The 24,853-nt window shown below is 40.7% G+C and carries 18 protein-coding genes and 1 pseudogene; 11 read left to right on the forward strand and 8 right to left on the reverse strand.

Translation table 11 applies throughout. From position 1 onward, the window contains the following. The first annotated feature begins 12 nt into the window (after positions 1 to 12). From ACRWQM_RS06480 to ACRWQM_RS06490, 3 genes are all read left to right on the forward strand, one after another. On the forward strand, positions 13 to 615 hold the full coding sequence (locus ACRWQM_RS06480; protein WP_434931630.1) for a glutathione S-transferase family protein: 603 nt from the start codon (positions 13 to 15) through the stop codon (positions 613 to 615). Positions 616 to 1,077: 462 nt separating this feature from the next. After that, positions 1,078 to 3,156: an amidohydrolase family protein gene (locus ACRWQM_RS06485; RefSeq protein ID WP_434931631.1), complete on the forward strand. Its 2,079-nt coding sequence runs from the start codon at positions 1,078 to 1,080 to the stop codon at positions 3,154 to 3,156. Positions 3,157 to 3,232: 76 nt separating this feature from the next. Continuing rightward, the gene (locus ACRWQM_RS06490; RefSeq protein ID WP_434931632.1) at positions 3,233 to 4,216 is read left to right on the forward strand and encodes a 4'-phosphopantetheinyl transferase family protein; all 984 of its coding nucleotides are present in this window, start codon (positions 3,233 to 3,235) and stop codon (positions 4,214 to 4,216) included. Positions 4,217 to 4,243: 27 nt separating this feature from the next. Here the strand turns inward: ACRWQM_RS06490 and ACRWQM_RS06495 are convergent, their stop codons facing one another. Together ACRWQM_RS06495 and queF are read right to left on the reverse strand one after the other, a co-directional pair. Then, on the reverse strand, positions 4,244 to 5,827 hold the full coding sequence (locus ACRWQM_RS06495) for a S10 family peptidase (protein ID WP_434931633.1): 1,584 nt from the start codon (positions 5,825 to 5,827) through the stop codon (positions 4,244 to 4,246). Positions 5,828 to 6,160: 333 nt separating this feature from the next. Continuing rightward, the gene (queF, locus tag ACRWQM_RS06500; RefSeq protein ID WP_434926516.1) at positions 6,161 to 7,018 is read right to left on the reverse strand and encodes an NADPH-dependent 7-cyano-7-deazaguanine reductase QueF; all 858 of its coding nucleotides are present in this window, start codon (positions 7,016 to 7,018) and stop codon (positions 6,161 to 6,163) included. Between the two features lie 54 nt (positions 7,019 to 7,072). Between queF and syd the strand changes: the two are divergent. Then, positions 7,073 to 7,722 (forward strand): annotated as a pseudogene (gene syd, locus ACRWQM_RS06505) (SecY-interacting protein). Positions 7,723 to 7,727: 5 nt separating this feature from the next. Here the strand turns inward: syd and ACRWQM_RS06510 are convergent. Together ACRWQM_RS06510 and ACRWQM_RS06515 are read right to left on the reverse strand one after the other, a co-directional pair. After that, positions 7,728 to 8,501 (reverse strand): Zn-ribbon-containing protein, encoded by a 774-nt coding sequence (locus ACRWQM_RS06510; RefSeq protein ID WP_434931634.1) that lies wholly within the window; start codon positions 8,499 to 8,501, stop codon positions 7,728 to 7,730. After that, complete coding sequence (locus ACRWQM_RS06515; protein ID WP_434931635.1) at positions 8,501 to 8,863, reverse strand: hypothetical protein; 363 nt, start codon at positions 8,861 to 8,863, stop codon at positions 8,501 to 8,503. The genes ACRWQM_RS06510 and ACRWQM_RS06515 overlap by 1 nt, the downstream gene beginning before the upstream one ends. A 179-nt stretch (positions 8,864 to 9,042) precedes the next feature. Here ACRWQM_RS06515 and ACRWQM_RS06520 point away from each other — a divergent pair, with 179 nt between their 5' ends. Continuing rightward, positions 9,043 to 9,417 carry a DUF3192 domain-containing protein gene (locus ACRWQM_RS06520; RefSeq protein ID WP_226414874.1) on the forward strand — a complete coding sequence of 125 codons (375 nt, stop codon included), beginning with the start codon at positions 9,043 to 9,045 and terminating at the stop codon, positions 9,415 to 9,417. A gap of 26 nt (positions 9,418 to 9,443) precedes the next feature. Here the strand turns inward: ACRWQM_RS06520 and ACRWQM_RS06525 are convergent, their stop codons facing one another. Beyond that, positions 9,444 to 9,686 (reverse strand): DUF2789 domain-containing protein, encoded by a 243-nt coding sequence (locus ACRWQM_RS06525; RefSeq protein ID WP_434931636.1) that lies wholly within the window; start codon positions 9,684 to 9,686, stop codon positions 9,444 to 9,446. 154 nt (positions 9,687 to 9,840) lie between these two features. Here ACRWQM_RS06525 and ACRWQM_RS06530 point away from each other — a divergent pair, with 154 nt between their 5' ends. Both ACRWQM_RS06530 and ACRWQM_RS06535 read left to right on the forward strand, forming a co-directional pair. Beyond that, positions 9,841 to 10,467 (forward strand): GNAT family N-acetyltransferase, encoded by a 627-nt coding sequence (locus tag ACRWQM_RS06530; protein ID WP_434926512.1) that lies wholly within the window; start codon positions 9,841 to 9,843, stop codon positions 10,465 to 10,467. 13 nt (positions 10,468 to 10,480) lie between these two features. Then, entirely contained in the window at positions 10,481 to 10,801 is a 321-nt protein-coding gene (locus tag ACRWQM_RS06535) for an Mpo1-like protein (protein ID WP_434926511.1), read from the forward strand. A gap of 1,303 nt (positions 10,802 to 12,104) precedes the next feature. Here the strand turns inward: ACRWQM_RS06535 and ACRWQM_RS06540 are convergent. Continuing rightward, positions 12,105 to 12,380, reverse strand: coding sequence for an HU family DNA-binding protein (locus ACRWQM_RS06540; RefSeq protein ID WP_434926510.1), 276 nt, complete (start codon positions 12,378 to 12,380; stop codon positions 12,105 to 12,107). Positions 12,381 to 12,781: 401 nt separating this feature from the next. Between ACRWQM_RS06540 and rplY the strand changes: the two genes are divergently transcribed. After that, the gene (rplY, locus tag ACRWQM_RS06545; RefSeq protein WP_434926509.1) at positions 12,782 to 13,066 is read left to right on the forward strand and encodes a 50S ribosomal protein L25; all 285 of its coding nucleotides are present in this window, start codon (positions 12,782 to 12,784) and stop codon (positions 13,064 to 13,066) included. Between the two features lie 145 nt (positions 13,067 to 13,211). Here the strand turns inward: rplY and tamB are convergent, their stop codons facing one another. Continuing rightward, entirely contained in the window at positions 13,212 to 17,165 is a 3,954-nt protein-coding gene (gene tamB / locus ACRWQM_RS06550; RefSeq protein ID WP_434931637.1) for an autotransporter assembly complex protein TamB, read from the reverse strand. Beyond that, entirely contained in the window at positions 17,165 to 18,940 is a 1,776-nt protein-coding gene (locus ACRWQM_RS06555; RefSeq protein ID WP_434926507.1) for an autotransporter assembly complex protein TamA, read from the reverse strand. The genes tamB and ACRWQM_RS06555 overlap by 1 nt, the downstream gene beginning before the upstream one ends. Before the next feature lie 217 nt (positions 18,941 to 19,157). Here ACRWQM_RS06555 and ACRWQM_RS06560 point away from each other — a divergent pair, with 217 nt between their 5' ends. From ACRWQM_RS06560 to hrpA, 3 genes are all read left to right on the forward strand, one after another. Beyond that, on the forward strand, positions 19,158 to 20,174 hold the full coding sequence (locus ACRWQM_RS06560; RefSeq protein WP_434929079.1) for an isoaspartyl peptidase/L-asparaginase family protein: 1,017 nt from the start codon (positions 19,158 to 19,160) through the stop codon (positions 20,172 to 20,174). Positions 20,175 to 20,391: 217 nt separating this feature from the next. After that, positions 20,392 to 20,808, forward strand: coding sequence for a CBS domain-containing protein (locus ACRWQM_RS06565; protein ID WP_434926506.1), 417 nt, complete (start codon positions 20,392 to 20,394; stop codon positions 20,806 to 20,808). A 107-nt stretch (positions 20,809 to 20,915) separates the two neighbouring features. Continuing rightward, a complete protein-coding gene (hrpA, locus tag ACRWQM_RS06570) occupies positions 20,916 to 24,827 on the forward strand; it encodes an ATP-dependent RNA helicase HrpA (RefSeq protein ID WP_434931638.1) in 3,912 nt (1,303 codons plus the stop codon). The last annotated feature ends 26 nt before the right edge of the window (positions 24,828 to 24,853 follow it).

Consider the following 24,853-nt stretch of genomic DNA (forward strand, 5'->3'; position numbering starts at 1 on the left):
TTAAGGAAAACTATGTTAACTGTGTATGGCGACATTAAATCTGGCAATTGTTACAAAGTTAAATTAGTGCTGGCAATATTAGCCATTGAGCATCGCTGGCATGAGATGGATATTTTACAAGGTGATACCCAGGATGATTGGTATCTTGCAAAACACCCATTTGGCAAAATTCCATTGATTGAAACCGATGATGGTAAACTATTATCAGAATCGAATGCCATTATAGGGTATTTAGCCGAGGGTTCAGGGTTGATCCCTGACGATCCATTTGCCAAAGCGCAAATGTACCAATGGATGTTTTTCGAGCAATACAGCCATGAACCTTATATTGCAGTAGCCCGTTTTATTCAGTTTTATTTAGGTATGCCAGATGACAGACTTGATGAATATAAAGCGATGCATAAAAAAGGCTATAAAGCGCTAGATTTAATGGAACACACTCTCAAAAGTTCATCGTTTTTAGTGGGCGAGCAATTTACCTTAGCCGATATCGCCCTGTTTGCTTATACCCATGTCGCCCATCAAGGCGGATTTGATTTAAGCCATTACCCTGCTATTAAGCAATGGCTTGCGAATGTTGAACAACAAAGTGGATTTGTCGGCATGATGAATTAGTTTGAACCATCCAATAATTTCATCATCCGGCCAGCTCGTCATCACGTCAGCCCATCATCTCGTCAGCTCGCCAGCTCGCCATCTCGTCAGCTCGCCATCTCGTCAGCTCACCATCACGTCATCCCCGAGATCTTTAATCGGGGATCTCGCTTTATAAGCGGTTTAAATAATAGGGCATTCACTAAAGAACTCAGCTGCAGCATACTTACTTCTGTGGAGCTATCGTGCTTTTAGAACTAACATGCAAAAACATATAAAGACTCTCTGGTTGCGAACGCTTGTAAAACAAAGAGTGCTACCTGACGATATTAAAATCGTTGAAATTATAAGGGCACTTGTAAAATCAATTGCTGGTAATCTAGCTTAAAAACATTGCCAGAATTCAATACCAATACGTTGCATTACGCATTGATGCTGTCTACTCTTCGTACTTTAAAAATAATAATAGAAAAAGGTATCTCTATGCAGATTAAAATACCGTCAAAAATCTTCCAATCAATGATGTATAGCGTGCTGCTAATCACTATGGCCGGCTGTTCTCAGCAGTATGCTTCAGTCGAAAAAGCCGCTGTTGTTCAGCCAGCGCAAGAAAAGTTTAGCGTTATATTTGGTGGCACTGATGTTGGTGGCATGACAGTTAATCGTGATGGTCAAAACATCGACGTTGATTTTTCATTCAGTAATAACGGTCGCGGTGCCAGTTCACAAGAGGTGTTAAAGCTTTCTGATAGAGGTTTACCTATTGATTGGCAAATCAGCGGTAAAACGGTTTTCGGTAACGAGGTGAATGAGCAGTTTAGCCTTAAAGGTAATAGGGTGAACTGGCAGAGTTCATCTGAAAGTGGCAGTGCTGAGTTTAACCCTGATGCGTTATTCATTGCGCAAAACGCCAGTCCTTATGCGCTTTACATCTACGCCAAAGCCTTGCTTGGGCAACCGACATTGTCATTATCGGCATTGCCTGCTGGCGAGCTGACGATTAGTCAGGTGAGTAAAGTTGTGCTTAACGATGCGAATAACACTAAGGTGAATACGACGATTTATGCCGTTAAAGGGATTAATCTTGACCCAAGTTATATCGCCCTTGATGACAACCAGTTAATGCTTGGATATTTGTCGCCACGTGTGGTGATTATTCGTGAGGGATTAGAAGCACAAAGTAAGGTGCTAAGTGATTTAGCGGCTAACTTGAATGCCAGCCGATTTGAAATAATTGCCCAGAAAGCGATTCATCAATATGACAAGCCGATACGGATTAACAACGTTAGAATATTTGACCCAGTAAGCCTGCAGCTGACTGCGGCTAAATCCGTGTTGCTTGAAAACGATAAAATTAAGGCTATTGAAGCCATGGTTGATTCGGCAAAAGAGGGCGAAGTACTCATTGAGGGTAACGGTGGTACATTAATTCCTGGGTTGTATGAAATGCACGGCCACATGAGTGATAACGATGCCTTATTGAACGTATTGGCAGGCGTCACCTCTGTTAGAGATATGGGCAATGAAATTGACATTCTCGACCCATTAATCGACAAAATTGAAAGTAATCAAATTATTGGCCCACGCATTACCAAAAGTGGTTTTATTGAGGGTAAAAGCGAGTTTTCCGCGGCGACCGGTGAGATAGCATCTACTGAGCAAGAAGCGGTTGACCTGGTGAATATGTACGGTGAAAAAGGCGGTTATTTTCAAATAAAAGTATACAGCTCAATTAATGGTGAGTGGGTACCTGCTATGGCTAAAGCCGCTAAAAAGCATGGTATGCGCATAACTGGGCATATTCCTGCTTTCTCAAACGCTGATGAAATGATTGCCGCTGGGTATGATGAAATTACCCATATCAACCAAGCAATGCTGAGTTGGGTACTTGATAAAGATGAAGATACGCGCACGCTTTATCGCATCACTGGCATGAAACGTTTTGTCGATTTAGACCTTAACAGCGACAAAGTACAACATACCTTAAATACTATGGTGGCAAAAAATATTGCGGTTGATCCCACCATCGTTATTCATGAATTAGGTTTAACGGCTAGAAACGGTGAAACCCGTATTGGCGTTAAAGACTATATCGACCATATGCCGATTGGCGAGCAAAGAAGCGCGAAAGTGGCCTTATTAAATGTAGCCGATGAACAAGAGGATAAAGAATATCGCCTAGCGTTTGATAAAGTGATTGAAACACTGGCATTGATGCACAAAAAAGGCATTTTACTGGTTCCGGGTACCGACTTAGGTGGCGCTTTTGAACTGCATCGTGAGTTAGAGTTATTCAAAAAAATAGGTATGACTAATGCTGAAGTATTGCGCCGGGCTTCTTATGATATGGCTAATTATTTAGGCTATGGCGAGCAGCTTGGCAGTATTGAAGTGGGTAAGTATGCTGACTTTTTCTTAGTGCCTGGTGATCCTATTGCGGATCTTCGCGCCATTAAGACGGTGGCTATGGTGTCAAAAGGCGGGGTGATTTATTTTCCAAGTGAAGTTTACCCTGAATTTGGCATAAAGCCTTTTACCGCAATTCCGACCGTTGTTGAATAATTAATTTGAGTGTGTTTCTAAATAATGTGAACACCCTTTAACGATAAAAAGCCTGTCGGCTCACATAGAGTTTTTAATGATCATTCAACCACATGTTTATTTTATACCGTTAAATAATCAGCTTAGTCGAATTCAGTTTGAACAGGGATTGGCATTAAGCTGGTTAACTGAGGATGAAATAAACAAGGTGCATCGTTATAAAGCTGAGCAGGCTCAACATAATGCATTACAGGTTCGGTTAGCGTTGCGGGCGGTTTTATCCATGCACAGTGATGTGCTTCCACATCAATGGTTATTTGAATATGGTGATAAAGGTAAGCCGAGTTTATCTGCTGAGCTATTTGAGCAAACGGGGTTACATTTTAACTTAAGCCACAGTGGTGACTGGTTAATGATTGGAGTGTTGCCCTGTGCTGAAGCTAGCTCTGGTATTAGCTCTGGTGCTAGCTCTGGTGATAGTGAACGTCGCCATTATGGTGCGTTAAAGGCGATGTTATTTGGTCTTGATATTGAACGTGTGTGTGCCAGTACTAATATTCAACCTATTTTAAATCATTACTTTACTGACAATGAAGTGGCTGATTTAGTCGCTTTGCCTGAAGTATTACAGCGGCAACGCTTTTTTGATTTATGGACCTTAAAAGAAGCCTTTATTAAAGCGACGGGTAAGGGGTTAGCACAATCATTAAACTCATTTTCGTTTTCATTTACTGATAATAAGGTGTTTCAAGCAGACTGTTTTTCTGTATCTAACACAGCGCCTGTTGCTGCGTTAGAATCTGCTGCTGTAAGCTCTGCTCATGTCAAGGCCGCCGAGCGCGCGCCATCACCGATATTATGCCGCCATGATGAAGTGCACTTTACTGCTCCGGTGACTGATAACTCACAATGGGCTTGCCGTTTCGGGCGCTTGACTGACACCTATCGATTCAGTTTTTGTATCGGGACTGATGCTGTATTGAGTGGCAGTAATGCAAATGGCAGTGATGATTTAGCGGGTGGGGTGAACATCACTGAGCCAATAATGGTCTTAACATCATTGGCTCAGTTGTTGTCTTAATTATTGTGAACAACTGTTGTCAGCAGCTTAGTACTTAGCCGCTTGGTCTGGTTTTGGTAAACTAGAGAGAATAAAGTCGCGTAAATCTTGATTAGATTGCTTTAAATCCTCATAACGTAAATACATCATATGGCCACTTCGATATCCTTTAAACGACAGTCTGTTTTTCATCAGGCCGCTGCGGTCTAACTGCCACATGGTGTACTTGGCATCAAAATAGTTGGTGGCGCCATCATAATAACCTGATTGGATCATGACATTTAGGTAGGGGTTTTGTGCCATCGCTAAACGCAAGTCCTCACCAGAATGATCATTACTTCTATCCCACGGATGAACCGGGCCAAACATGTTGTATTTCATGTCCGTTTTGTAATTTAATTCAGTGCGAAGATAATCATTAATTGCTGGGGTAAAGCTGTGCAACCATGAGGTAAGCTCTGCGTTGTAATCTGGGCGTGCGCCGACTGTTTTTTCATCAATGCCTAAGTAGCGCGAATCTAATCGTCCAACCGTTTGTTGACGTTCACGCAGTAAGGTTTTCCAAAAGTAGTCGGTGTCGATATCTAGATTACTTTGCAATACTTCAGTCACACTTAAGCCTGAATAATGCGCCACTTGCTTAGCAATACGTTGTTTTTCTTCATCATCAATAAAGCTTCCTTTGGCTAATGCTGGCAAGTACTGGTTGATGGTAAAGTTTTCAACCTCGGCTAATAATGGGGTTAAATCCAGTTGCTGTAGATCCTCTGCTAGCGCTTTATGATACCAGGCGGTTGCGGCAAAATAGGGTAGGCGATTAGCGGCTTTTACCGGCCCATTACGTTCAATACCTATGTCGGTCGGCGATACAAGGATGACACCATTTGGGTACATCCATTGGTTTTTTTGTAACTCTAGTGCTAATCCCGATACTCTTGTGGTGCCATAGCTTTCACCGATTAAATACTTAGGTGAGCGCCAACGCTCGTTTCGTGACACAAAGGTAGTGATCCATTCTGCTAAATAACTGACATCAGCATTGACACCGAAAAACATTTTCTGTTGCTCATCTTTAGAAGGCATTTTGCCTTCTGCATCTGGCAGGACTCGTGAGTAACCGGTATTAACCGGGTTAACGAATACAATATCGGCCACATCTAAAATAGAGTAATCATTACTTTTTACCCCATATGGCTGTAATGGGTAGCCTTCATTATCAACATTGAGTACGCGCGGCCCGGTATAGGCAACATGCATCCATACTGACGCAGAACCTGGACCACCGTTAAAAGAGATAACCAGGGGACGGCTGCTATTGTCTTTAATATCAGTGCGTTGGTAATAAGTATAAAATAGAGTGGCGGTAGGGTTACCTTGTTCGTCCCAAACTGGTTGGGTGCCGGTAGTCGCGCTATAGGCTATTTTTTTATCTAATATAGTCGTTTTGTGCTGAGTGATAACTGTTTGATCGATTGGTATTTGACGTTTTGCCCTGTCAGCTGTGTTACTGCTGTTACTCGGATTGTTATTCGCGCCGCTATTTTTGTTGTCGGCAGCATAACTGGTTGAAGTCGATAAACTTAATTGCATGCAAAATAGTACAGTGCAGGATGTGACCAGAAGTTTGCGCATTATAAAGTCTCATTGTTATTAATTTTTGAGGGTTAATGAGCAGATTAACATGTAAGTCGACAAACAGAGTTCAGTCTGTATCACCATTTTGTAACACTTTGTATAACAAAAAGCCGCTATCAATATAAATTGATGGCGGCTTTTTATTCGCTGCAGAGCTTGTTAACTTAACAACTATAAAGACAAAGCCAGTTAGTAGTTATGGGAGTTAATTAGCGTGAGTATGGCGTAATCAATGGGTTAATGGCTTATATCGCCACTAACCAATTATTGTCTATATTAAACGGCTACAAACTGCTGAAAATTCATCTCTACAGGTTAACAGCGCCTAGCTTATTGTCTTGCTAAACGATTTGATTCCGGTGGATTTTCAAAGTCGCTGCGATACGGGTTTATGTCTAAACCGCCTCGGCGTGTATAGCGAGCATAAACCGTTAGTTTAGTGCAGCGACAATAATGTTTTAGATCAACAAAAATCCGCTCAATACATTGCTCATGGAACTCATTATGTTGACGGAAAGATATCAAATAACGTAACAACTTTTCACGGTCTATTTTTGGCCCTTGATAACGGATCATCACGCTACCCCAATCTGGCTGAGACGTAATTAAGCAATTAGACTTCAGCAGGTTAGAGTTTAGGGTTTCAGCAACGTTTTTTTCTTCAGAGCCACTGCCCAACAACAAATCAGAGTTAAAGTCATAATTGTCGACTTCAATGTCCAGATCATCAATACAGGTACCTGGCAGTTCAACGATTCGTTCTAGATTAAAGTGTTTAGGCTCAATCACTTTAACAACCACATCACCCTGGGCGCAGTTTGCTAAGTCTTTTTGTAATATTTGCTCTACAGCGGTAACACTGTCGAATTTTGTTTGATTAAAGCTGTTTAAGTACAACTTGAATGACTTAGATTCGATTAAATTAACACTGTTTATATCTAGGCTGACTTCAGCGATGGCAACCATTGGCTTACCTTTGCTGTTTAGCCAAGATAATTCATAAGCTGTCCAGATATCTGTGCCATGAAAAGGTAATTCATTAGTTAATTCAATAGCGTTTCGGTTCAGTTTACGCGGGACCCCTTGCAGCAGTGATACATCATACTCAGCTTGATACTCGGTTGTTTGGCCTAACGTTAAGCCTTTGAGTGCTTCTGCATCACTATAAGGATCGTGATTGTGTGTCATCTAATCGGTTTCCATGTCAAAATATCGCTTTATTATAAACTACGAGAAGCACCAGTGTCTTGTTCAACCGCACTTGAAAATTTTATAAATAAGTATCTGCTCGCATATCAAGATGCACTGTCGGAATTACCGCGATATTACCCTATGGGTGAAGACTCTGCTTGTATTCAAGGTCAGTTCGAGCAGAACAGTGATCATGCAGTATATTTTAAACCTTTTAAACGTAAAACATCAGCAGACTTTAGTAATGTTGAGCATGCGTTAGAACTCTCACTGCATGATGATATTAATCAATATTATGGTCAATTCTATAGCGCACCATTAATGTTTACCTCTACCTGGGGTGAAGGCGAGTTACTGCAGGCGTGGAATCAACAAGATTTTGAATATCTGCAGCAAAACATGATTGGCCATTTAATGATGAAAAAAAGCTTAAACAAGAGCCGACCTGGTTTATTGGGGTGTTAGGCGATGGCGATCAAATGCTGACGGTTGATAATGAATCCGGTGGTGTTTGGATTGAAATACCGGGTGATAGGCCTAAACAAAAGTTAGCTGATTCATTGAGTGCTTTTATTGATCAACTTTCGCCAAGAATTACGCCGCCAATTAAACCCGATACCCCGGATGATACCGAGTGGCAGCATCCAGGTATTTGGCAACGTATTAAATTGATGTGGCAATATCTGTTACGTAAAAAATAAACAGTTTATTGATGATCCCATGACAGGTTTGAGATGATGCGGCAGTCTTCACAGCGGAAGTGAAACATATCTAATAACGGCTCATCTAGTTTCCACTCAGCACTGTTGCACTTAGGGCAAGTTCGGCTTTGCTCTGCGAGTAAGCTTTCACCCCCGACGCGATACAAGTAGTAGTAGGTTGGAATTTGGGTGAGGTATTCTATTCTGCCGCATAAATCACGGCCTCGCCTGAACAGGTCGCTAGTGACTGTACTTATTTCTTCAAGTGCAGCAAATTCTGCTTTGGTTGCAGCAGCCATTTGTAACTCATCACATGCTTGCCATTCACTTTGCCATTTGATGATGCGCTTATGATCACCATTAAAGGTTGCGGGGATCTGATAAAGCGGAATTGGCAGTAAGTTATCTCCGCTTCTTAATGGTGAACACATATGTACATAACTGGTGTAAAGCAGCTGCCAACTAGCCGGTTCAGTGTTACTGACCTCTGAATTAATGTCCTGACCAATAAACTTTTCCCTTGGTGCAAGCAATTTAGCTTCAGTTAATCCATTTATCGCTGATTTGACCCAGGGGCTGTTATGGCGTTTTGCTAAGCTGGTTTTTTCTGGCAGCATCAAACGCGCTTTAAATTCGCCATCGTTAAACGCCACTGCAAATTCTCTGCCCAGTATTTGGCCGTTGGCACGTAGAGCTTCTAAATAGTGATTAATGGCTTTTTCGGCACTAGAGATAGTGGTATCAGCAAAAGGTTCAAAGCGTAATTCAATAACAAACATTATGGTGCCTTTTGTGCTAAAGGTTGTTCAGCCTGTTGTTCAGCTTGCTGCTCGAGTTGTTGTTCAAGTTGTGTGATACGCGCCATTAGTTGATTAATTTGTTGCTGCATCTTGTGTTGCTGTTCTGCCACTTCGGTCAAGCTGATGTTGTTTTGCGGTTTATTTTCTGATTCTTCCGTCGGCACAAAATCAGCAATACCTTGCCATTCAGATTTAGGTATTGCTTTAAATTGCTGAAGCCCTTGAACAATTAATGGCATAGGCACTTTGCCTACACGGCCTTTAATTAAGGCAACGCTGGGAGTATGTCCATTGATGGCGATGGCTTTAGCTGCCGCGATAACGTGTTCAATTGGACTCATAAGTGGTGAAAATCCTTGTTTTTTAGTAGTGAGAAATACTACTTTATTATTATTTTGATATTAATTTATATAAAATCAATAGCATACGTTTTGGCATGAAAATAGCATTAAGGAATGTTAATTGAACTGTAAGTGTTAACTTACTCAATAGCTATTTATTCTAACAAAAAGGAAATAACATGAAATCAAAATTAATGGGCGCAGCGCTAATTACCGCTATATCTTTAGGCTTAAGTGGCTGTGTATTAAATGTGGGTGATCATGAGTCTGGAAAAAGTCACGACTATTGGGAAGTACAACAAGAAAAAAACCGCGATAGTTTAACAAAACTGTCGTTAGGAATGACCTTAGATCAAGTGCAAGTGATTATGGGCACCTCAGACTTTAGTGAGGCATTTGTGAACCAGGCAGATAAAGAACAGGTTAAAGTATTATTTTATCGTACCCAATGGGCGAAAGGCGATGGTAAAACAACCAAAGATGAATGCACACCTATTGTATTTAAAAATAGCGAGTTAGTAGGCTGGGGCGATACAGCCTACAAACAAATTTAAGTTTGCTCTAGGCTGACCGCTAATGTCTAGCTAGTATGTGTCGATCTTAGCATAACGTCCAATTGGTCTATCACCTCTGACCATTGGGCGTCTTGATTTAGTGCTTCTTTGAAGAAGGTTTTTTGGGCCAAATTCCAAAAGGGCGCATCTATCAATAATGTATGGACATCTATTTGGTGACTAGCAATAAATGCAGTCACTTCCTTTTCCCCATAAGCTAAGCCTAGTTGCATAAATAAATGGTTCAGATCTGTTTTAGTGGTATCCATTTTAGCTCCTTTGATTTTAACCAGTATTACTGCCGTAGCCGCTAATTGCAAACCCACTGTGGTTATAATTTATTATCCAGCTTTAATTGGTGATTGTTTCAAACTTGTTAACTTGCTAAGTTAATGTTGAACGTAAAATAGTCAAGGAACAATAATGGATAACAAAACCTTGGAACAATTTAAAGCAGTGTATCTAACGGCTGAAGACTTACGTGTAGCAGCCTCTATTATTTATAACGCGTATCACGATGACCCATTCTTTTTAAAGGTATTTGGCAACCAAGATAATAGTATGTATGAACAAAAGTTACGTGCAGCTATTCGTGAAGAATTAAATGAGCTTTGGCAGCAAGAACAACCTTTAATTGGCTGGTTTGATGGTGAGCGACTCATTGGGGTGGCTTGTGTTATTACTCAGCAAATTCCGATTGGTCAATCACGCTACTGGCATTGGCGTTTGAAAATGGTGTTAGGCACGGGTTGGAAGTCTACCCAGGGATTAATGGAAAAAGAAACCTGTTTATTAACACACTTACCCTCTGATAAATGCGGAATATTGCAGTTTATTGCGCTAACACCGAATGAGCAGCGCAAGGGTAATGGGGCTAAATTAATTCAAGCTGTGTTGAGTTGGTGTGATGAACAGCCCCAACTTGATGGCATTGGCGTATTTGTTAACAACCCAGTTCATAATAAGGCGTTTAGTCACCAAGGATTTAAAAGCATAGCCAGTGTAACGATTGGTGAGGTTGAAGGTGAAATCTTATTTTATGCAAAATGAATGGTAAGCGATGATGAGTAAACAATATAAAACGTTTAAAGAGTTTTACCCATTCTATTTATCTCAGCACCAAGACTTAGTATGTAGGCGACTGCATTACCTTGGCAGCACCATTATTGTTGTTTTGCTAATCAATACTTTTATTAACCAGCAATGGTGGCAATTAGTTTGGTTGCCGGTGATTGGTTATGGTTTTGCTTGGATTGGACACTTTATGTTTGAGAAGAATCGCCCAGCTACTTTCACTTACCCTCTATATAGCTTACTTGGAGATTGGGTAATGTACGGGCAAATGTTAAAAAGAGTGTTATCAAAGTTGATTGCTAAGCTTTAAGTGCCCAGTATTTTGTAAGCCTTATCCTACAGTTGTGTAGGTGTTATTAGGTTTTGCTGTAGTACAAAATCAATCATTAATATTTATTTAAATATATATCAATACCTTACGATTTACCTTTGTTTTTTGTTGGGGATATCTTTTTAGTTGTGTTGGTGCGATGTGTTTCAATGCAGGCCGTTCGAGATACAATAGTTACATCAAGTGAATGAGGTCACTAGGTTTGCTCAGGAAGAGCAATAATATGACCTCACCATTTTGAACTTCAGGGATGAAACAAGGACACGCTCAAGGATTATGGGCATGAGCTCGGTAAATGGATAGCCGAAACAAGGATGAGTGGAAGCGTAAGCTAACACAAGGAATCAAGGATAGGATTGCAGGATGCACAGGGACGATTCAACGGATTTGAATTTTCAGCCATGGATGACTGAACAATGGATTGAACTCAACTTACATTAGTAAAGGAATGTTGAGATAAAAGGAACAGGGAGCCGCTAGGATAGCGAATCGCAAGGATGGAGCAGGGAGCACAAATTTAGCAGGATGGCTAACGACAGTGTTAAATGGGCACAACCTTTTTAGGTTGTGCCTTTTTATTGGCTGTAAGTCATTTCCCTAAGCTATTGTTGATGGCTTAACTCTACAGTCCTTGTGAGATATATCTCACAAAGCATGTAAGCCTAATAGGTTTTAATAATAATAGACTACTTACATTTTTAACTTTTGCGATTGATATTAAAGAGTTTTTTATTTTATGTGTTTTGTGGCCTTGTTTGTTTTTTGTTGCGGATATGTTTAAGCCTATTATGGTTAAAGGATTTCCACTATTATTATTGCAGCTAAGGAAAGCGCGACATTGGAAATGTGATTAGGCAGGATGCTTATACAATGGATGTGTTGTTATGGAAGACAACGAAGCTGTAACAAAGGATAAAAAACTCGTTTTATGGATAAGGCGAGATAAGTGTCTAGGATTGACACTTAACATAGTAAAACCCATCAGGATGATGTGGATAAATAAAATGGATTTCAAGGATGATTCAAGGACACGCTCAGGATGGAGCAGGCTCGGTCAAAGGATAATCGAGTAAGAAGGACAGTACGTAAGTACAAGGATTTTCAAGGATAGAACACGGATAGGTGCAGGAGCAGCATATACGCATGGATGGTGCAGGGAGCAACCAAAATAGCGGGATAGCTTAACAAGAGATCAGAAGGCCGTGACTTTATGTCGCGGCCTTTCTTTTTGTGCAGATAAAAGCCTGCTATCAATGTCATGGGTATAGCCCACTATAGCTGTCTAGGTGTTGACCTGTGCTTTTAAGTGATTTGATACTTTAAAGCTCGGCTGATTAAAGCCTGCAATTTCTATCTTTTCACCGGTTTGGGGATTACGCCCATTTTTAGGAAGATAAAACCGTAATTCAAATGTCCCAAACTGCGGAATATACACCTTTTCACCTTCACAGAGTGCCTGGTGAATTGTTGCGAGAATTTGTTCTAACTGAGTTTTGCACTGTGTTTGTGGAATATCGAGTTGTTGCGACATTTTACAAATTAACTGTTTTTTATTCATAGAAAAAGCGTATTTAATTGAGTGATTGGCATCGTTAGGGCTTTATAGCAATTATATAGCTTGAGTCCCAATTAACTCTTGTTTATTTAACTTGTGCGGTTAATTTTAAAGCGTTTTTTAACAAACTGTTATCTTGCCTGTTATAATTGTTAACTAACAGTCTATTGAATAATAGACTGCATTATCCTGCTTTGGGGTAGTGAGCTTGATTGCTGTTTTGCATTACATTTAAAGCAAATAAGGCTACACAATAAGGCTACACATTGAAGCATACAAGATTTAAATTTAATTAACCTTGTTGCTTTGTCTGTGTGTGTGTTAACATTCGCGCGCTTTATTTTGAGTCGTCGTTGGTCGAGAACGGTGACGTCCTTTATTTTAATTATTAAGTGAGTATTAACATGTCTTACACTATTAACGCCCAAATCCGCACTGAAGTCGGGAAAGGTTCGAGCCGCCGCCTACGTCACGCTGATATGGTACCTGCTGTAATTTATGGTCCTGGTAAAGAGCCTATTTCAATTAAGTTCTTACACAAAGACATCATCAACATTCAAGAAAACAAAGATTTCTATGATGGTTTAACTATCGCCGTTGACGGTAAAGAAATCAAAGTTGTTCCAAAAGCAATGCAACGTCATGCTTTTAGACACCTAATTGAACATGTTGACTTCATATTTGCTTAATCGCATCTATGTGAAAAAAGCGCCTTAAGGCGCTTTTTTTGTACTTGTAATTTACTTTTTATCCAGCAAGGCAAGCTGTTCTTATGCCAATATCACTTCAAAGGGTCAATATCACTTCAAGGCATATTGATGTAGAGATAGTTTACTAATCAAAGTCGTAGTTATAATAAATATCTAATGATTGGCTAATCGTCCCTGATACGGTTTCAAGGTAAAGTTGTGATAATAGGTAATATCTTACCGTCATTTCATAGCCTGGATTAAATACGCCAATTCCATATTTAATCATTAAGTCTTCACCAATGAATCCACTGATAGCCATTCTGCCATCATCATTTGCATCTAACTGTACGTTTGAAAACCCAAACTTTTCTATAACACCTCTGGCTGTTGATCCAATGTTATTTATCGCACCACCATCAACCTGTGAGCCTAGGCTTAACGCCGCGCCCATCATTAATGAGTTGCTTTGTTGATCGTTAGTACTGCTAAATCCTTTGCCCGTTAAGATGTAGGAAAGAACCTCTGCTTGCTCTTTTGCTGGATTGGAGAATACCGTAACCGTTGGACGCATAGGCGTGCCAGTTACTCGCACTCCAGCGGTTAAGTCCTCTTCTTTGATTTCTTTAATCGCTTCAATATTTAAGTTGGGCACTTCTATTGGCCCAACAAACTGCACTTCACCGGCATTAATTTTAAGGGTTTGGCCCATAAATTTGTAGTTACCATTGGTGACTCTAATATCACCAAATAATAGTGGTGGCTTAAATGCTTGTTGTTGAAGCCTTAGACTACCGGCTAATTTTCCGGTTAATCCCATACCATCAATGGATAATTCATTGCCAACATTGATATTGATGTCAGCTAAAATGGCATAAGGGCTGGTCTTAACTTCTAATTCAGATATTGAGTCATTAAATATCACATCATTTGATACGGCGACTCCGCCCTCAGAAAGCTGCATTATTTTAATTTGACCAGAAGGAATATCTAATGCGCCTTTAACTGAAACTTGCTGCATATCAAATTGAATATTAAGGTCTGGCGATACATTTAAAATAGCAATTGGCGGCTGAATAACCGCAAGATTATCCCCTTTAAAGCTTATGTCTCCGGACACTTGTCCATTAGGCCAATAGAGCGAGCCATTAACTAAGGCTTGTCCATCACCAATATGAAGTTGACCATCCAATGCTGCCTGTTGACCATTAAGTTGCAAGCCAAGGTATATTTTTTCCAGCAAGGTTGGGTTAGATGAAAGCGCAAAAGCACCTTCTGCTAGTTTTATGTTGCCTGTTAATTCAGGGGTGCCTAAATTGCCTGCTAATGTAATTCGGCTAGATAAGTCACCTTGAAGTGTTTGGATTCTTGGGAAAAACTCTCCAAAGGGTTCAAGGTTGAGTGAATTTATGTGAATAAATCCATCTAAACTTTTATCTGGGGTCACATTGACATTGATTTCAGCTTGTAAGCTGGCGATGCCCTCTGAATCAGCACTGATTGTGGTACGCAATTGCTTCTCATCTAAATTAGCTGTAAGCAATAGCTGTTGATAATCAATACTGACGATGTTGTTAGTATTACGAATTAACTTAATATTACCCGGTAAAAGGGTGAAATTGACCGATGCTGTCGGCTTATGTTTAGGTTGCCAATTAATTTGACTGGTTAATGCTGCATTACCGTTCCAATCAATATTTTTTGACATTATTGGAGCAAAAAGTTGACCTGGGTTACCACTGAAATTTATCTCAGCCTGGCCTGTAGGCCCGAGGGTGACATTGTTGGTGAGGCAAAATTTATTACTGGGGTGGCTGATACAAAAAGCGTTTATGTTGCCTCGATTTTTAAGTTGATCCCATGCTACTGAAAGAGGCGCATCTAATTGCCAGCTCCCCAGTATATTGTCAATATTTAACTGGTTAAGTTGTGCGCTTATCGTTTGCTTTATAAGATCAGTTTGGCTGATTAATTCACTTTTAATGCTGGTATCACCGCTGGCATTAATTGAACTTATTTGTTGGCTCTCATCGCCCTTGCTGTCGAGTTGTAAACTAGTGAGTTTATAACCCTTATAATAAATATTCTGACTGCTTAGTAATAACGAATACTCATGCTTGTCAAATGGCAGGTAATGCGCTTTTAAGCTCAGATTATCTAATTTTGCACCCATGTAGCTTGTGTTTTGCATTTCGGCGCTGAGATCGACATTAGGATGGCTATTTTCACCTGTTACATCCACTTTGGCATGTAAATTACCTCTGGCACCCGCTAGCCATTGGCTTAGATCGGGGACGTTCAGCTCTAGGTCGATATCCCACATGTCATCAACTTGACCATTAACGAATAAGTCAGCACCTAAAGCGGTAGCATGTAGGTTGTTAGCATTAACCGCAAAATCTTGATCAACGATAACTTGTCCTTCGAGCGTCAAAGGGTAGCCATTCATACGTCCTTGTAGGCTCGCGTCATCGATACCTATGTTCCATTTTTTATTAGCAATGTTGCCATGGGTGTTGAACTGACCGCTAATTTTACTGCGCATTGGCAAATGTTGATTTAACCATTGAATTTGCTGTAGCCGAAGATCTTGCATGCTGACATTCACTTGCCACGAAATGTTGTCCGCTAAGTTTATGTCGCCAGCAATATTAAAATTACCTGCTTCGGATGCTATATCAAGGTTGTTGAATGTTAGGGTTTGTTGCTGGTAAGCGAATGTGGAATCTAAGCTTAGCTCTGGTTGATAAGGGCTGATAAAGGTCCCTGATAATTGGCCTTTAATGGTGTCGATTGACCCTTTAGCATTCAGGTTTTTGATATCAGCAATGTATAACTCATTTTCTAATGGCCAGATAAGTTTGCTGTCGGTTAATTTCACATCAAATGGCACCGTGGGGCGAGTTAAATCGATCACACCTTGCAAATTGACTCGGGTATTGCCAGCGACTTTTAACTCAATACCTAAGTTACTTAGGTTATCTGTCATTTCAAGGTTTAGGGTTTGATCATGTAAATGCGGTATTTCAGTAATATTATCTATTTGTGCTTTGATCTTGATATCCATCGGATAATGGTCAACTAAATGAATATCACCGATTAAATCAATATTGCCATAGGTATGATTGACAAGTAGCTGGCTGATACTGACGTTGTAGCCAATATAATTACCCGAAAGGTTAATGAGCTCGAATACGTCTTTTCTATCACCTAGCTGGAGCATGCTATCAACTGAGGTTAATTGTTTTACGAATAATCGAAACGGAAGATAAACCGCAGGTAATTGAGCTAATGGCCATTGTTTGTTGGCATCAGATACTACTTGAACATCATTGATTCCGTCACTTTGCGGAATAATCACTTCTAGTCCAACGCTGCTTAGGTGCTCGACCTTTAAGCCTGTTTCATTCCAAATTGCCTGGGCCTTGAGTCGCGCGGCATTATAATGCATGTCGTTTACAGTGATATTCACGTTGGTTAATTCAGCGTGATTGAGGCTAATGTCAAATGGCAGTTGCAGTAACGCAAGTTCTTCTAATGAAGCATCATCAACACTGGCATTTTCATTTACTTTAGCGGTATTGCTAAACTGGTCAGTTTGAATGTTGACCTTAACAGTAGATGCTTCTAGGTTATTGACACAAAGCTGTTTGTTGATAAAACAGCGTGGTAACCAGTCCAGAGTCAGGCCTTCAATTTCAACACTCATTCCGTCCATCGACCAAGATGCATAGTGTAACTTTAGATCACTATTAATGGCGCCTGATTGATAATCTAAGGTTAAATTAGGCACTAACTGGCTGGCGACAATAATGCCTATTTTACTGCCAAAGGAGGTGCCAAGCACTAATGCAGCAACAACAAGTAGAACAAGTGGAATATAAATTAATAATCGGGTGTAGAACTTAAAGGTTCGCCATAGCTGTTTAAGCAGATCTATGGCTACAGAGTCTTTGGGCTTTAAGTTTTCAGCTTTGTTTTGTTCTACACCATGTTGAGATTGTTGAGATGTGGCACTGTCTGAAACGGCATTCTCACCTTGTTGCTTAGCCGTTAGTGGGGTAGCAGTAGTTGAACTCTTGTTATTAGGCGTGTTCATTATAACTCAGTCCCCATGGTTAAATGGAAACGGAACGAGCGATCAACGGTTTCAGTTTCTTTTAAGCCAAAACCAAGATCGAACTTAATTGGGCCGATAGGGGAAATCCAATGAACACCACCACCGACCGAGACCACAGATTCAAATTGGTCGGTATCAAATGCATTACCGCCATCAATAAATGTCGCTAGACGCCACGTTGGGGTTAAATAATACTGATACTCTAGACTGCCGACGAGTAGGTAACGACCACCGACAACTTGCCGTGAAATACCACCTTCGGTATTAGTATAATCAATATATGGGCCTAACTCTTGATATCGATAGCCACGTATCGATTGATCACCACCGGCAAAATATCTCAGTGAAGGTGAAATAAAGGGAATATCTTCTTTATCCGCGATATTAGCGCCTATGTCTAACCGGGCGACAAATCGATGTTTGTCATAAAAGGTATCTATCCATTTCAGTTTTGCCTGCAAACGCGCTAATTGAATGGCCGAGCCTAAATTGGGATCGGCATACTCAACACTGTAGGTTTGGCGAAAACCCGATTTAGGATCGAGGGTGTTATCGCCGCGAACGGTATTTGACATGGTTAAACCAAATAAATAAAAATTTGGCATATAGTCAGTATCTAGCTGATTATAAAACTCCTTAACGGCTTCAAAAGAGTAACCCAATAACCAGTTGCTTTCGGTGCGACGCTGTCTAATAAAGCCTATTTGGTATTTTTCGGACTCTAATTGGCCAGTATTGACGAACTTTCTATCATCGGCACTGTATTCCTGGGTGACGCCATATTTGTCGCGTAATAATCCAACTCTTATTTTTAGCTGGTCATCTAATGGATGTGTCAGGGGAATGGTATAGGTCGTTAACAGCTTAGGTCTGTCTGGTGCCCATTCAGCAGTGGTTTCTTGTTTATGACCAAAACGGTTAACCTGCGGTGTACGCAAGGTGAGCCGAATACGAGGCTCAACCCCGTTATCACTACTATTACCAATATCTACACCCGCGCCTATTTCTAGCGAATGACTTGCCCGCGGGGTCAGTTCAACAAGCACGGGGACATTACCGTCTTTTATTTGGTCAATTTGTGGCAACACTTTAATATTGCTGAAGTAACCTGTGTCGATTAGATTTCGGTTTAAGGTACCTAAGTCAGACGTGGCGTAAGGGGTATCAAGTTTAAACGGCACTAGTGCTTGTACTATGTTGTCGTTAAGAGTATGACCTTCAAAGGTTACGTCGCCTAAATGGTAACGTTGTCCAGATTGGAAATGAAGATTGATTTGGGCGGTATTTTTATCTCGATTGATGACAATTTCAGAACGGGTAATTTTACCATCGAAATAACCGCGTGCTAACGCTAAAGTGACCAGTTGCGATTTTATGTCTTCGTAAACACCGTGATGTAATGAATCTCCAGGTTTAATGGTTAGCCCATCAAGCCAGCGCATAAAAGTACGATCCTCTAACATTTCATCATCAAAGCCGATATCAATCCACTGAAGGATTACAGGTTCTCCTGGCTCAACTTTAATGTTGAGTTGCCAAGGGCCGGTTTCAGTTTCAACTACATTGACTTCAATTTGAGCACGATAAAAGCCCATGGATTCTAAGGCCTCGGTGGTATTGTCTTCCACACCGAATAAATATGCCCGACGCTGTATTTCATTTTGAGGGTTTTGCCCCAAGTGGGAGATAATATTTTTCTTAAGTGAGCTTTTAACGCCCGAAATCGACACGGTTAACCAATCATCTGCCGCCATGATGCTGTTGCTGTAAAATACAGCAAGTGTAATGATGAGAAAAAGGCTTAATTTTAGATATTTAATTAACAATATTAAGGTACTTACCGATTTAGGCGCATATTGTGTATATTGTCGCTAGAAAGCGCTAAAGTCGCAAGGCAAACTATGGGTAGAATTAATCCTAAAGGAACTAAATATAATGAAAAATAAACTTTTTTACCGTTTAAGTGTGGGGATGAGCTTAATGCCATTACTAATTGGCTTAAGTTTTAACCTACAGGCGGATGATAATAAACCTTTTGCAATAGCAATTCATGGCGGCGCAGGGACCATTAATGAAGCCGATTTAAGTGAAGTACAGCAGCAAGCCTATCGCGATAAATTACAACAGGCTATTGATGCTGGACATCAAATTTTGACTCAAGGTGGCGACAGTCTTGATGCTGTGCAAGCAGCAATAAACGTATTAGAAGACAGCCCATTATTTAACGCTGGTGTTGGCGCGGTATATACCTTTGATGGTAAACACGAGTTAGATGCGTCTGTTATGGATGGGCGGAATATGGCAGCCGGTGCCGTTGCTGGAGTGAGTCACATTAAAAACCCGATTAACTTAGCGCGTGCTGTGATGGAGAAATCTCCCCATGTGATGTTATATGGTCAAGGTGCAGAAGAGTTTGCCATATCACAGGGAATGGACTTTGTACCAAACCAACATTTTGATACCCCGCATAGATATAATCAATTACTTGATGCAAAGAAGAAAATCATAGAATCAGAATTGCAAGACAATGATTATCAAGCGTCGGTTAATAAATTAGACGACAACTATAAGTTTGGTACCGTTGGTGCAGTTGCCTTAGATAAACAGGGTAATTTATCCGCAGGAACCTCAACGGGTGGTATGACGGCAAAAAGGTTTGGCCGCATAGGTGATGCGCCTGTTATTGGCGCAGGGAATTATGCTGAAAATGGTACTTGTGCTATTTCTGCGACAGGACATGGTGAGTTTTTTATTCGTTATAATGTGGCTGCCGATATTTGCGCGCGGGTTAAATATCAGCAAAAATCAATTATACAAGCAGCGGATGAAGTGATTAACCAAAGGCTAGTAGAAGCCGGCGGGACTGGTGGTGTGATTGCCATTGATGGCAAAGGTAATATCGCTACACCGTTTAATACTTCGGGTATGTATCGTGCCACTAAGGTGGGTAATGAGCCTGCTAATATTATGATTTGGAGAGATAAATAAGCATAGGTTCTGAGTGGTTTTCATGTGTGAATGAGTTTTTACTTTGAAAACCAATCAATCGATTATATCGATTAAAATGATTAGATTTATTTTAATGCTCTTTAATAATTTTTGACTAAACTTAATTATGAAGTTGAGCCTTATTTGCCAAGCTTATTTATTGTTAGCTTAGGTTGGAATATTAACAGGCAGTCAAACATCATTATGGGGATATTAAATGGATTCAATTAAAATTATCGATTATATGGACAAGCGTCCTGTGTTGCTTAAAGCAGATATGTCAATTGCGGTTGCTGTTGAAAAGTTAATTACCAGTAACAGACCCGGCGCACCAGTAGTGGGTGAATCTGGCGAGTTAGTAGGTTTTTTATCTCAACAAGACTGCCTTGCCGTGATGTTAAAAAGCAGTTATCACTGTGATTTAACTAGCATGGTAACAGATTGTATGAAAACCGATGTACTGAGTGTCGGTCCACAGGACAGTATGCTGCATTTAGCTGAACAAATGACAGGCGCAAAACCCAAAATTTATCCTGTGGTAGAACATGGCAAAGTGATAGGTGCGATAACTCGTCAAGATGTATTAAAAGCGATGAACATCTACATGCAACAATGTTATTTATCACCAGCCTAGGGCTAAATTATTTTTAAAGTCATATATGCTTAAAAAGGCACCAAACTAACGCGTTAAAACATACCAATGTGTCAGCTTCCTTGCTAGGATCGATATTTTCGATTTCGATGCTAGCTAAGGAAACAAATTTGAACGCGGATCTTAAGCCACTCTCCAAAGCATTTTTACAGCGTTGTGTGCAAACTGACGCGGCCTACATTCGTCGTCGTTTGTTTCGGCTCAATAAACAAACATCGCCAGATCCTACAAATATTGCTGCTAGAGAAAAAGCGATTGCAGAGTTAGAAGCAAGAGCTATCGCATCGGTTGAAAAAGTACAGCTGCGTCTGCAAAATCGGCCTAAAATAAACTATCCTGATGATTTACCCATTTCGCAAAAGCGTGATGAAATTGCGACTGCAATAGCCACCAATCAAGTGGTGATTGTTGCAGGTGAAACTGGCTCGGGTAAAACCACCCAGTTGCCTAAAATTTGCCTTGATCTTGGTTTAGGTTGCCGTGGCATTATTGGTCACACCCAACCACGTCGTTTGGCGGCCCGCAGTGTTGCCAGCCGTATAGCGGATGAATTGAATAGTCCATTAGGCGACGTTGTTGGATTTAAGGTGCGTTTTGCCGATGCTATCAGCGAAAATAGCTATATCAAGTTAATGACCGACGGTATTTTATTGGCAGAATTAACCTCAGATAAATACCTAAATCAATATGATGCGATTATTATTGATGAAGCGCATGAGCGCAGTTTGAATATCGATTTTATTTTAGGTTACTTGAAGCAAGTGCTTAAAAAACGTCCTGAACTAAAAGTCATTATTACTTCAGCAACCATTGATGTTGAGCGTTTCTCTCAGCATTTTGATAATGCGCCCGTTATCCAAGTATCAGGCCGTACTTATCCCGTTGATACCCGTTATCGTCCATTAGTGCAAGACAATGATCCTGATAGGGATGTCACCGATGGTATTTTTGCTGCCGTAGATGAGCTGATTGCCGAAGGCCCCGGTGACATTCTGATATTTATGAATGGTGAGCGGGAAATTCGTGACACCACAGATATGCTGCGTAAACAAAATTATCGTGATACCGAAATTTTGCCGTTATACGCGCGTCTTTCCTATGGTGAACAGTCTAAAATATTTAAAAGTCACATTGGTCGGCGCATTGTATTAGCCACTAACGTGGCAGAAACCTCATTAACTGTGCCCGGTATTCGTTATGTTATCGACCCCGGTACGGCGCGAATGAGTCGTTATAGTTATCGCACCAAAGTGCAGCGCTTACCGATTGAGCCTATTTCTCAAGCTAGTGCCAATCAACGTCAAGGGCGTTGTGGTCGTGTTGGCCCAGGTATTTGTATTCGTCTGTATGATGAAACTGATTTTATTCAACGTCCTGAATTTACCGACCCTGAGATTCTGCGCACCAATTTAGCCTCGGTTATTTTACAAATGCTGGCCATAGGTTTAGGTGATATAGCTGGTTTCCCGTTTATTCAGCCACCAGAGCAAAAACATATTCGCGATGGATTTTTACTACTTGAAGAGCTGCAAGCGGTTAAAAAGCAAAAAGGCGATTTAGTGTTAACCCCGCTTGGGCGAAACTTAGCTAAAATTCCGCTAGATCCACGATTAGCCCGCATGGTGTTTGAAGCTAATCAACACGGCTGCTTACATGAAACATTAGTGATCACCGCAGGATTATCGATTCAAGATCCCCGTGAGCGTCCCATTGATAAAAAACAAGCCGCTAACGAGTACCATAATCGCTTTGCCGATAAAGACTCTGACTTTAGTAGCTGGATTAAATTATGGGATCACATCAAGGATCAGAAACGCGAATTATCCGCTAGCCAATTTAGAAAACAGTGCCGTGATGAATACTTAGCCTATTTGCGAGTGCGCGAGTGGCAAGACTTATACACTCAGCTCAAACAAGCGGTTCACGAATTAAAATGGCGCTTAAATGACACTCCGGCTAGCTATGATAATTTGCATAAAGCTTTGCTAGCAGGGCTGTTAAGTCATATTGGTTTTAAAGATGTTAATAATGAATATCTAGGTGCCCGCAACCGTAAGTTTTTTGTGTTTCCGGGGTCACCTTTAGCTAAAAAAGGCCCTAAGTGGATTATGGCGGCCGAGTTAACCGAGACATCACGATTATTTGCCCGTTGCTGCGCCAAAATACAGCCTGAATGGTTAGAGCCACTTGCAGCTCATTTGATTAAAATCAACCATGTTGAGCCACATTTTGAAGCCAAAGCTGGCAGCGTCGTCGCACTAGAGAATCAAGTGCTTTATGGCTTAACTATCGTCAATCGACGTCGTGTGCAGTATGGTCCTATCGATGCTATTGAAGCCCGTGAGATATTTATTCGCAGCGCGCTAGCAGAAGGGCAGTTGCAAACCAAAGAAGCCTTCTTTATCAATAATCAAAAACTGCTCGATGACATCGAAAGCCTAGAACATAAATCTCGGCGCCGGGATATTTTAGTGGATGAAGATGTGCTGGTGGACTTTTATGAGCCACGAATACCTGAAGGTATTTATAATGCGCCGCTATTTTTCAAGTGGTGGAAGCAAGCACGTGTAGCACAGCCACAATTATTAGACTTTAACGCTGATTTATTAATGCAGCGCAGTGTTGAGCATATTTCAGCGTTAGATTTTCCTGAAGTTTGGCATAAAGGCAATCTAGCCCTTAAAGTCAGTTATCATTTTGAACCGGCTAATGCCGATGATGGCGTATCAGTTCACATACCCGTGGCGTTATTGAATCAAATAGATGAGCAAGATTTTGATTGGTTAGTAGCAGGGCTTCGTGAAGAAAAAGTGATTGGCTTAATTAGGTCTTTGCCTAAAACATTACGCCGTAATTTTGTGCCCGCACCTGATTATGCCAGGGCATGTGTGCAAGCCATGACACCGTTTGAATTGCCTTTAATCGACAGCTTATGTAAGCAGTTACTGCGCATGAGCGGGACACGCATTACGGCAGATGATTTTGACTTTAACCAATTAACAGCCCATTTATTAATTAACTTTAAAATTGAAGATGATAAAGGCGAATTAATTGCCCAGGGCCGACAAATCGAGCCGTTAAAAGAGCAATTGCAAGGTGTCGTCTCCAAAGCTATTCGTCAGGTGGCTGATAAAGGTATTGAACAAGACAGCTTAACTAGCTGGTCATTTGGCCATTTGCCGGAGCAATATCAGCAGCGTAAAGGCAACTATGAGGTTAAAGCATTTCCTGCGTTAATTGATAACAAAACTGACGTGTCGATTAAACTTTTTGATGATGAGTTAGAAGCGGCCAAGCAGCACAGATTAGGCATTAGACGGTTATTGTTGATCAATATTCCTTCACCGGTAAAGCATTTGCAAAAATCCTTGCCTAACAAAGCTAAGCTGGCAATGTACTTTAATCCATTTGGCCAAGTGCAATTACTGATAGACGATATTATTCAGGCATCTGTGCAGCAATTACTGGATGAAAAAAACCTTGATGTGCGCAACGAACAACAATTTGAGCAAGCTAAAGACTGGGTCAGGCAAGAACTCAACAGCACCGCTGAAAAAATTGCCTTAAAAGTCGAAAAAGTACTAACAATTTATCAGCAAATTAAAAAACGCTTAAAAGGTAAAATCAGTTTAGATATTGCCTTTGCTATGAGTGATATTCAAACCCAGCTTGATAAATTGGTCTATAGAGGATTTGTGCAAGAATGTGGTTGGGATAAACTGACTGATGTGGCTCGTTACTTATCCGCTATTGAAACTCGATTAGATAAGTTACCTGTTGACCCTAGTAGAGACCGAATACACATGCACAGTATCAGTAAGGTTGAAGGATTGCTGGCAGCGCAATTAGCGAAAGTCCCGCGACTGCAAGCAGTGCCAGAGGCATTACATGAAGCACGTTGGATGATTGAAGAATACCGGGTGTCGTGTTTTGCTCAAATACTTGGCACAGCGTATCCAATTTCTGAAAAACGAATTTTAAATCACATCAGCCAGGTTTAAAGCGTGTTTTAATTCAATAGGCTCTT

This window comes from Shewanella sp. HL-SH5, assembly GCF_051163755.1.
Classification (GTDB): domain Bacteria; phylum Pseudomonadota; class Gammaproteobacteria; order Enterobacterales; family Shewanellaceae; genus Shewanella; species Shewanella glacialimarina.

What these genes read in the sequence shown, in the direction of transcription:
- ACRWQM_RS06480 (WP_434931630.1), top strand. Translation starts at nt 13, where the DNA reads ATGTTAACTGTGTATGGCGACATTAAATCTGGCAATTGTTACAAAGTT.
- ACRWQM_RS06485 (WP_434931631.1), top strand. Translation starts at nt 1,078, where the DNA reads ATGCAGATTAAAATACCGTCAAAAATCTTCCAATCAATGATGTATAGC.
- ACRWQM_RS06490 (WP_434931632.1), top strand. Translation starts at nt 3,233, where the DNA reads ATGATCATTCAACCACATGTTTATTTTATACCGTTAAATAATCAGCTT.
- ACRWQM_RS06495 (WP_434931633.1), bottom strand. Translation starts at nt 5,827, where the DNA reads ATGCGCAAACTTCTGGTCACATCCTGCACTGTACTATTTTGCATGCAA.
- queF (WP_434926516.1), bottom strand. Translation starts at nt 7,018, where the DNA reads ATGACACACAATCACGATCCTTATAGTGATGCAGAAGCACTCAAAGGC.
- ACRWQM_RS06510 (WP_434931634.1), bottom strand. Translation starts at nt 8,501, where the DNA reads ATGTTTGTTATTGAATTACGCTTTGAACCTTTTGCTGATACCACTATC.
- ACRWQM_RS06515 (WP_434931635.1), bottom strand. Translation starts at nt 8,863, where the DNA reads ATGAGTCCAATTGAACACGTTATCGCGGCAGCTAAAGCCATCGCCATC.
- ACRWQM_RS06520 (WP_226414874.1), top strand. Translation starts at nt 9,043, where the DNA reads ATGAAATCAAAATTAATGGGCGCAGCGCTAATTACCGCTATATCTTTA.
- ACRWQM_RS06525 (WP_434931636.1), bottom strand. Translation starts at nt 9,686, where the DNA reads ATGGATACCACTAAAACAGATCTGAACCATTTATTTATGCAACTAGGC.
- ACRWQM_RS06530 (WP_434926512.1), top strand. Translation starts at nt 9,841, where the DNA reads ATGGATAACAAAACCTTGGAACAATTTAAAGCAGTGTATCTAACGGCT.
- ACRWQM_RS06535 (WP_434926511.1), top strand. Translation starts at nt 10,481, where the DNA reads ATGAGTAAACAATATAAAACGTTTAAAGAGTTTTACCCATTCTATTTA.
- ACRWQM_RS06540 (WP_434926510.1), bottom strand. Translation starts at nt 12,380, where the DNA reads ATGAATAAAAAACAGTTAATTTGTAAAATGTCGCAACAACTCGATATT.
- rplY (WP_434926509.1), top strand. Translation starts at nt 12,782, where the DNA reads ATGTCTTACACTATTAACGCCCAAATCCGCACTGAAGTCGGGAAAGGT.
- tamB (WP_434931637.1), bottom strand. Translation starts at nt 17,165, where the DNA reads ATGAACACGCCTAATAACAAGAGTTCAACTACTGCTACCCCACTAACG.
- ACRWQM_RS06555 (WP_434926507.1), bottom strand. Translation starts at nt 18,940, where the DNA reads ATGGCGGCAGATGATTGGTTAACCGTGTCGATTTCGGGCGTTAAAAGC.
- ACRWQM_RS06560 (WP_434929079.1), top strand. Translation starts at nt 19,158, where the DNA reads ATGAGCTTAATGCCATTACTAATTGGCTTAAGTTTTAACCTACAGGCG.
- ACRWQM_RS06565 (WP_434926506.1), top strand. Translation starts at nt 20,392, where the DNA reads ATGGATTCAATTAAAATTATCGATTATATGGACAAGCGTCCTGTGTTG.
- hrpA (WP_434931638.1), top strand. Translation starts at nt 20,916, where the DNA reads ATGCTAGCTAAGGAAACAAATTTGAACGCGGATCTTAAGCCACTCTCC.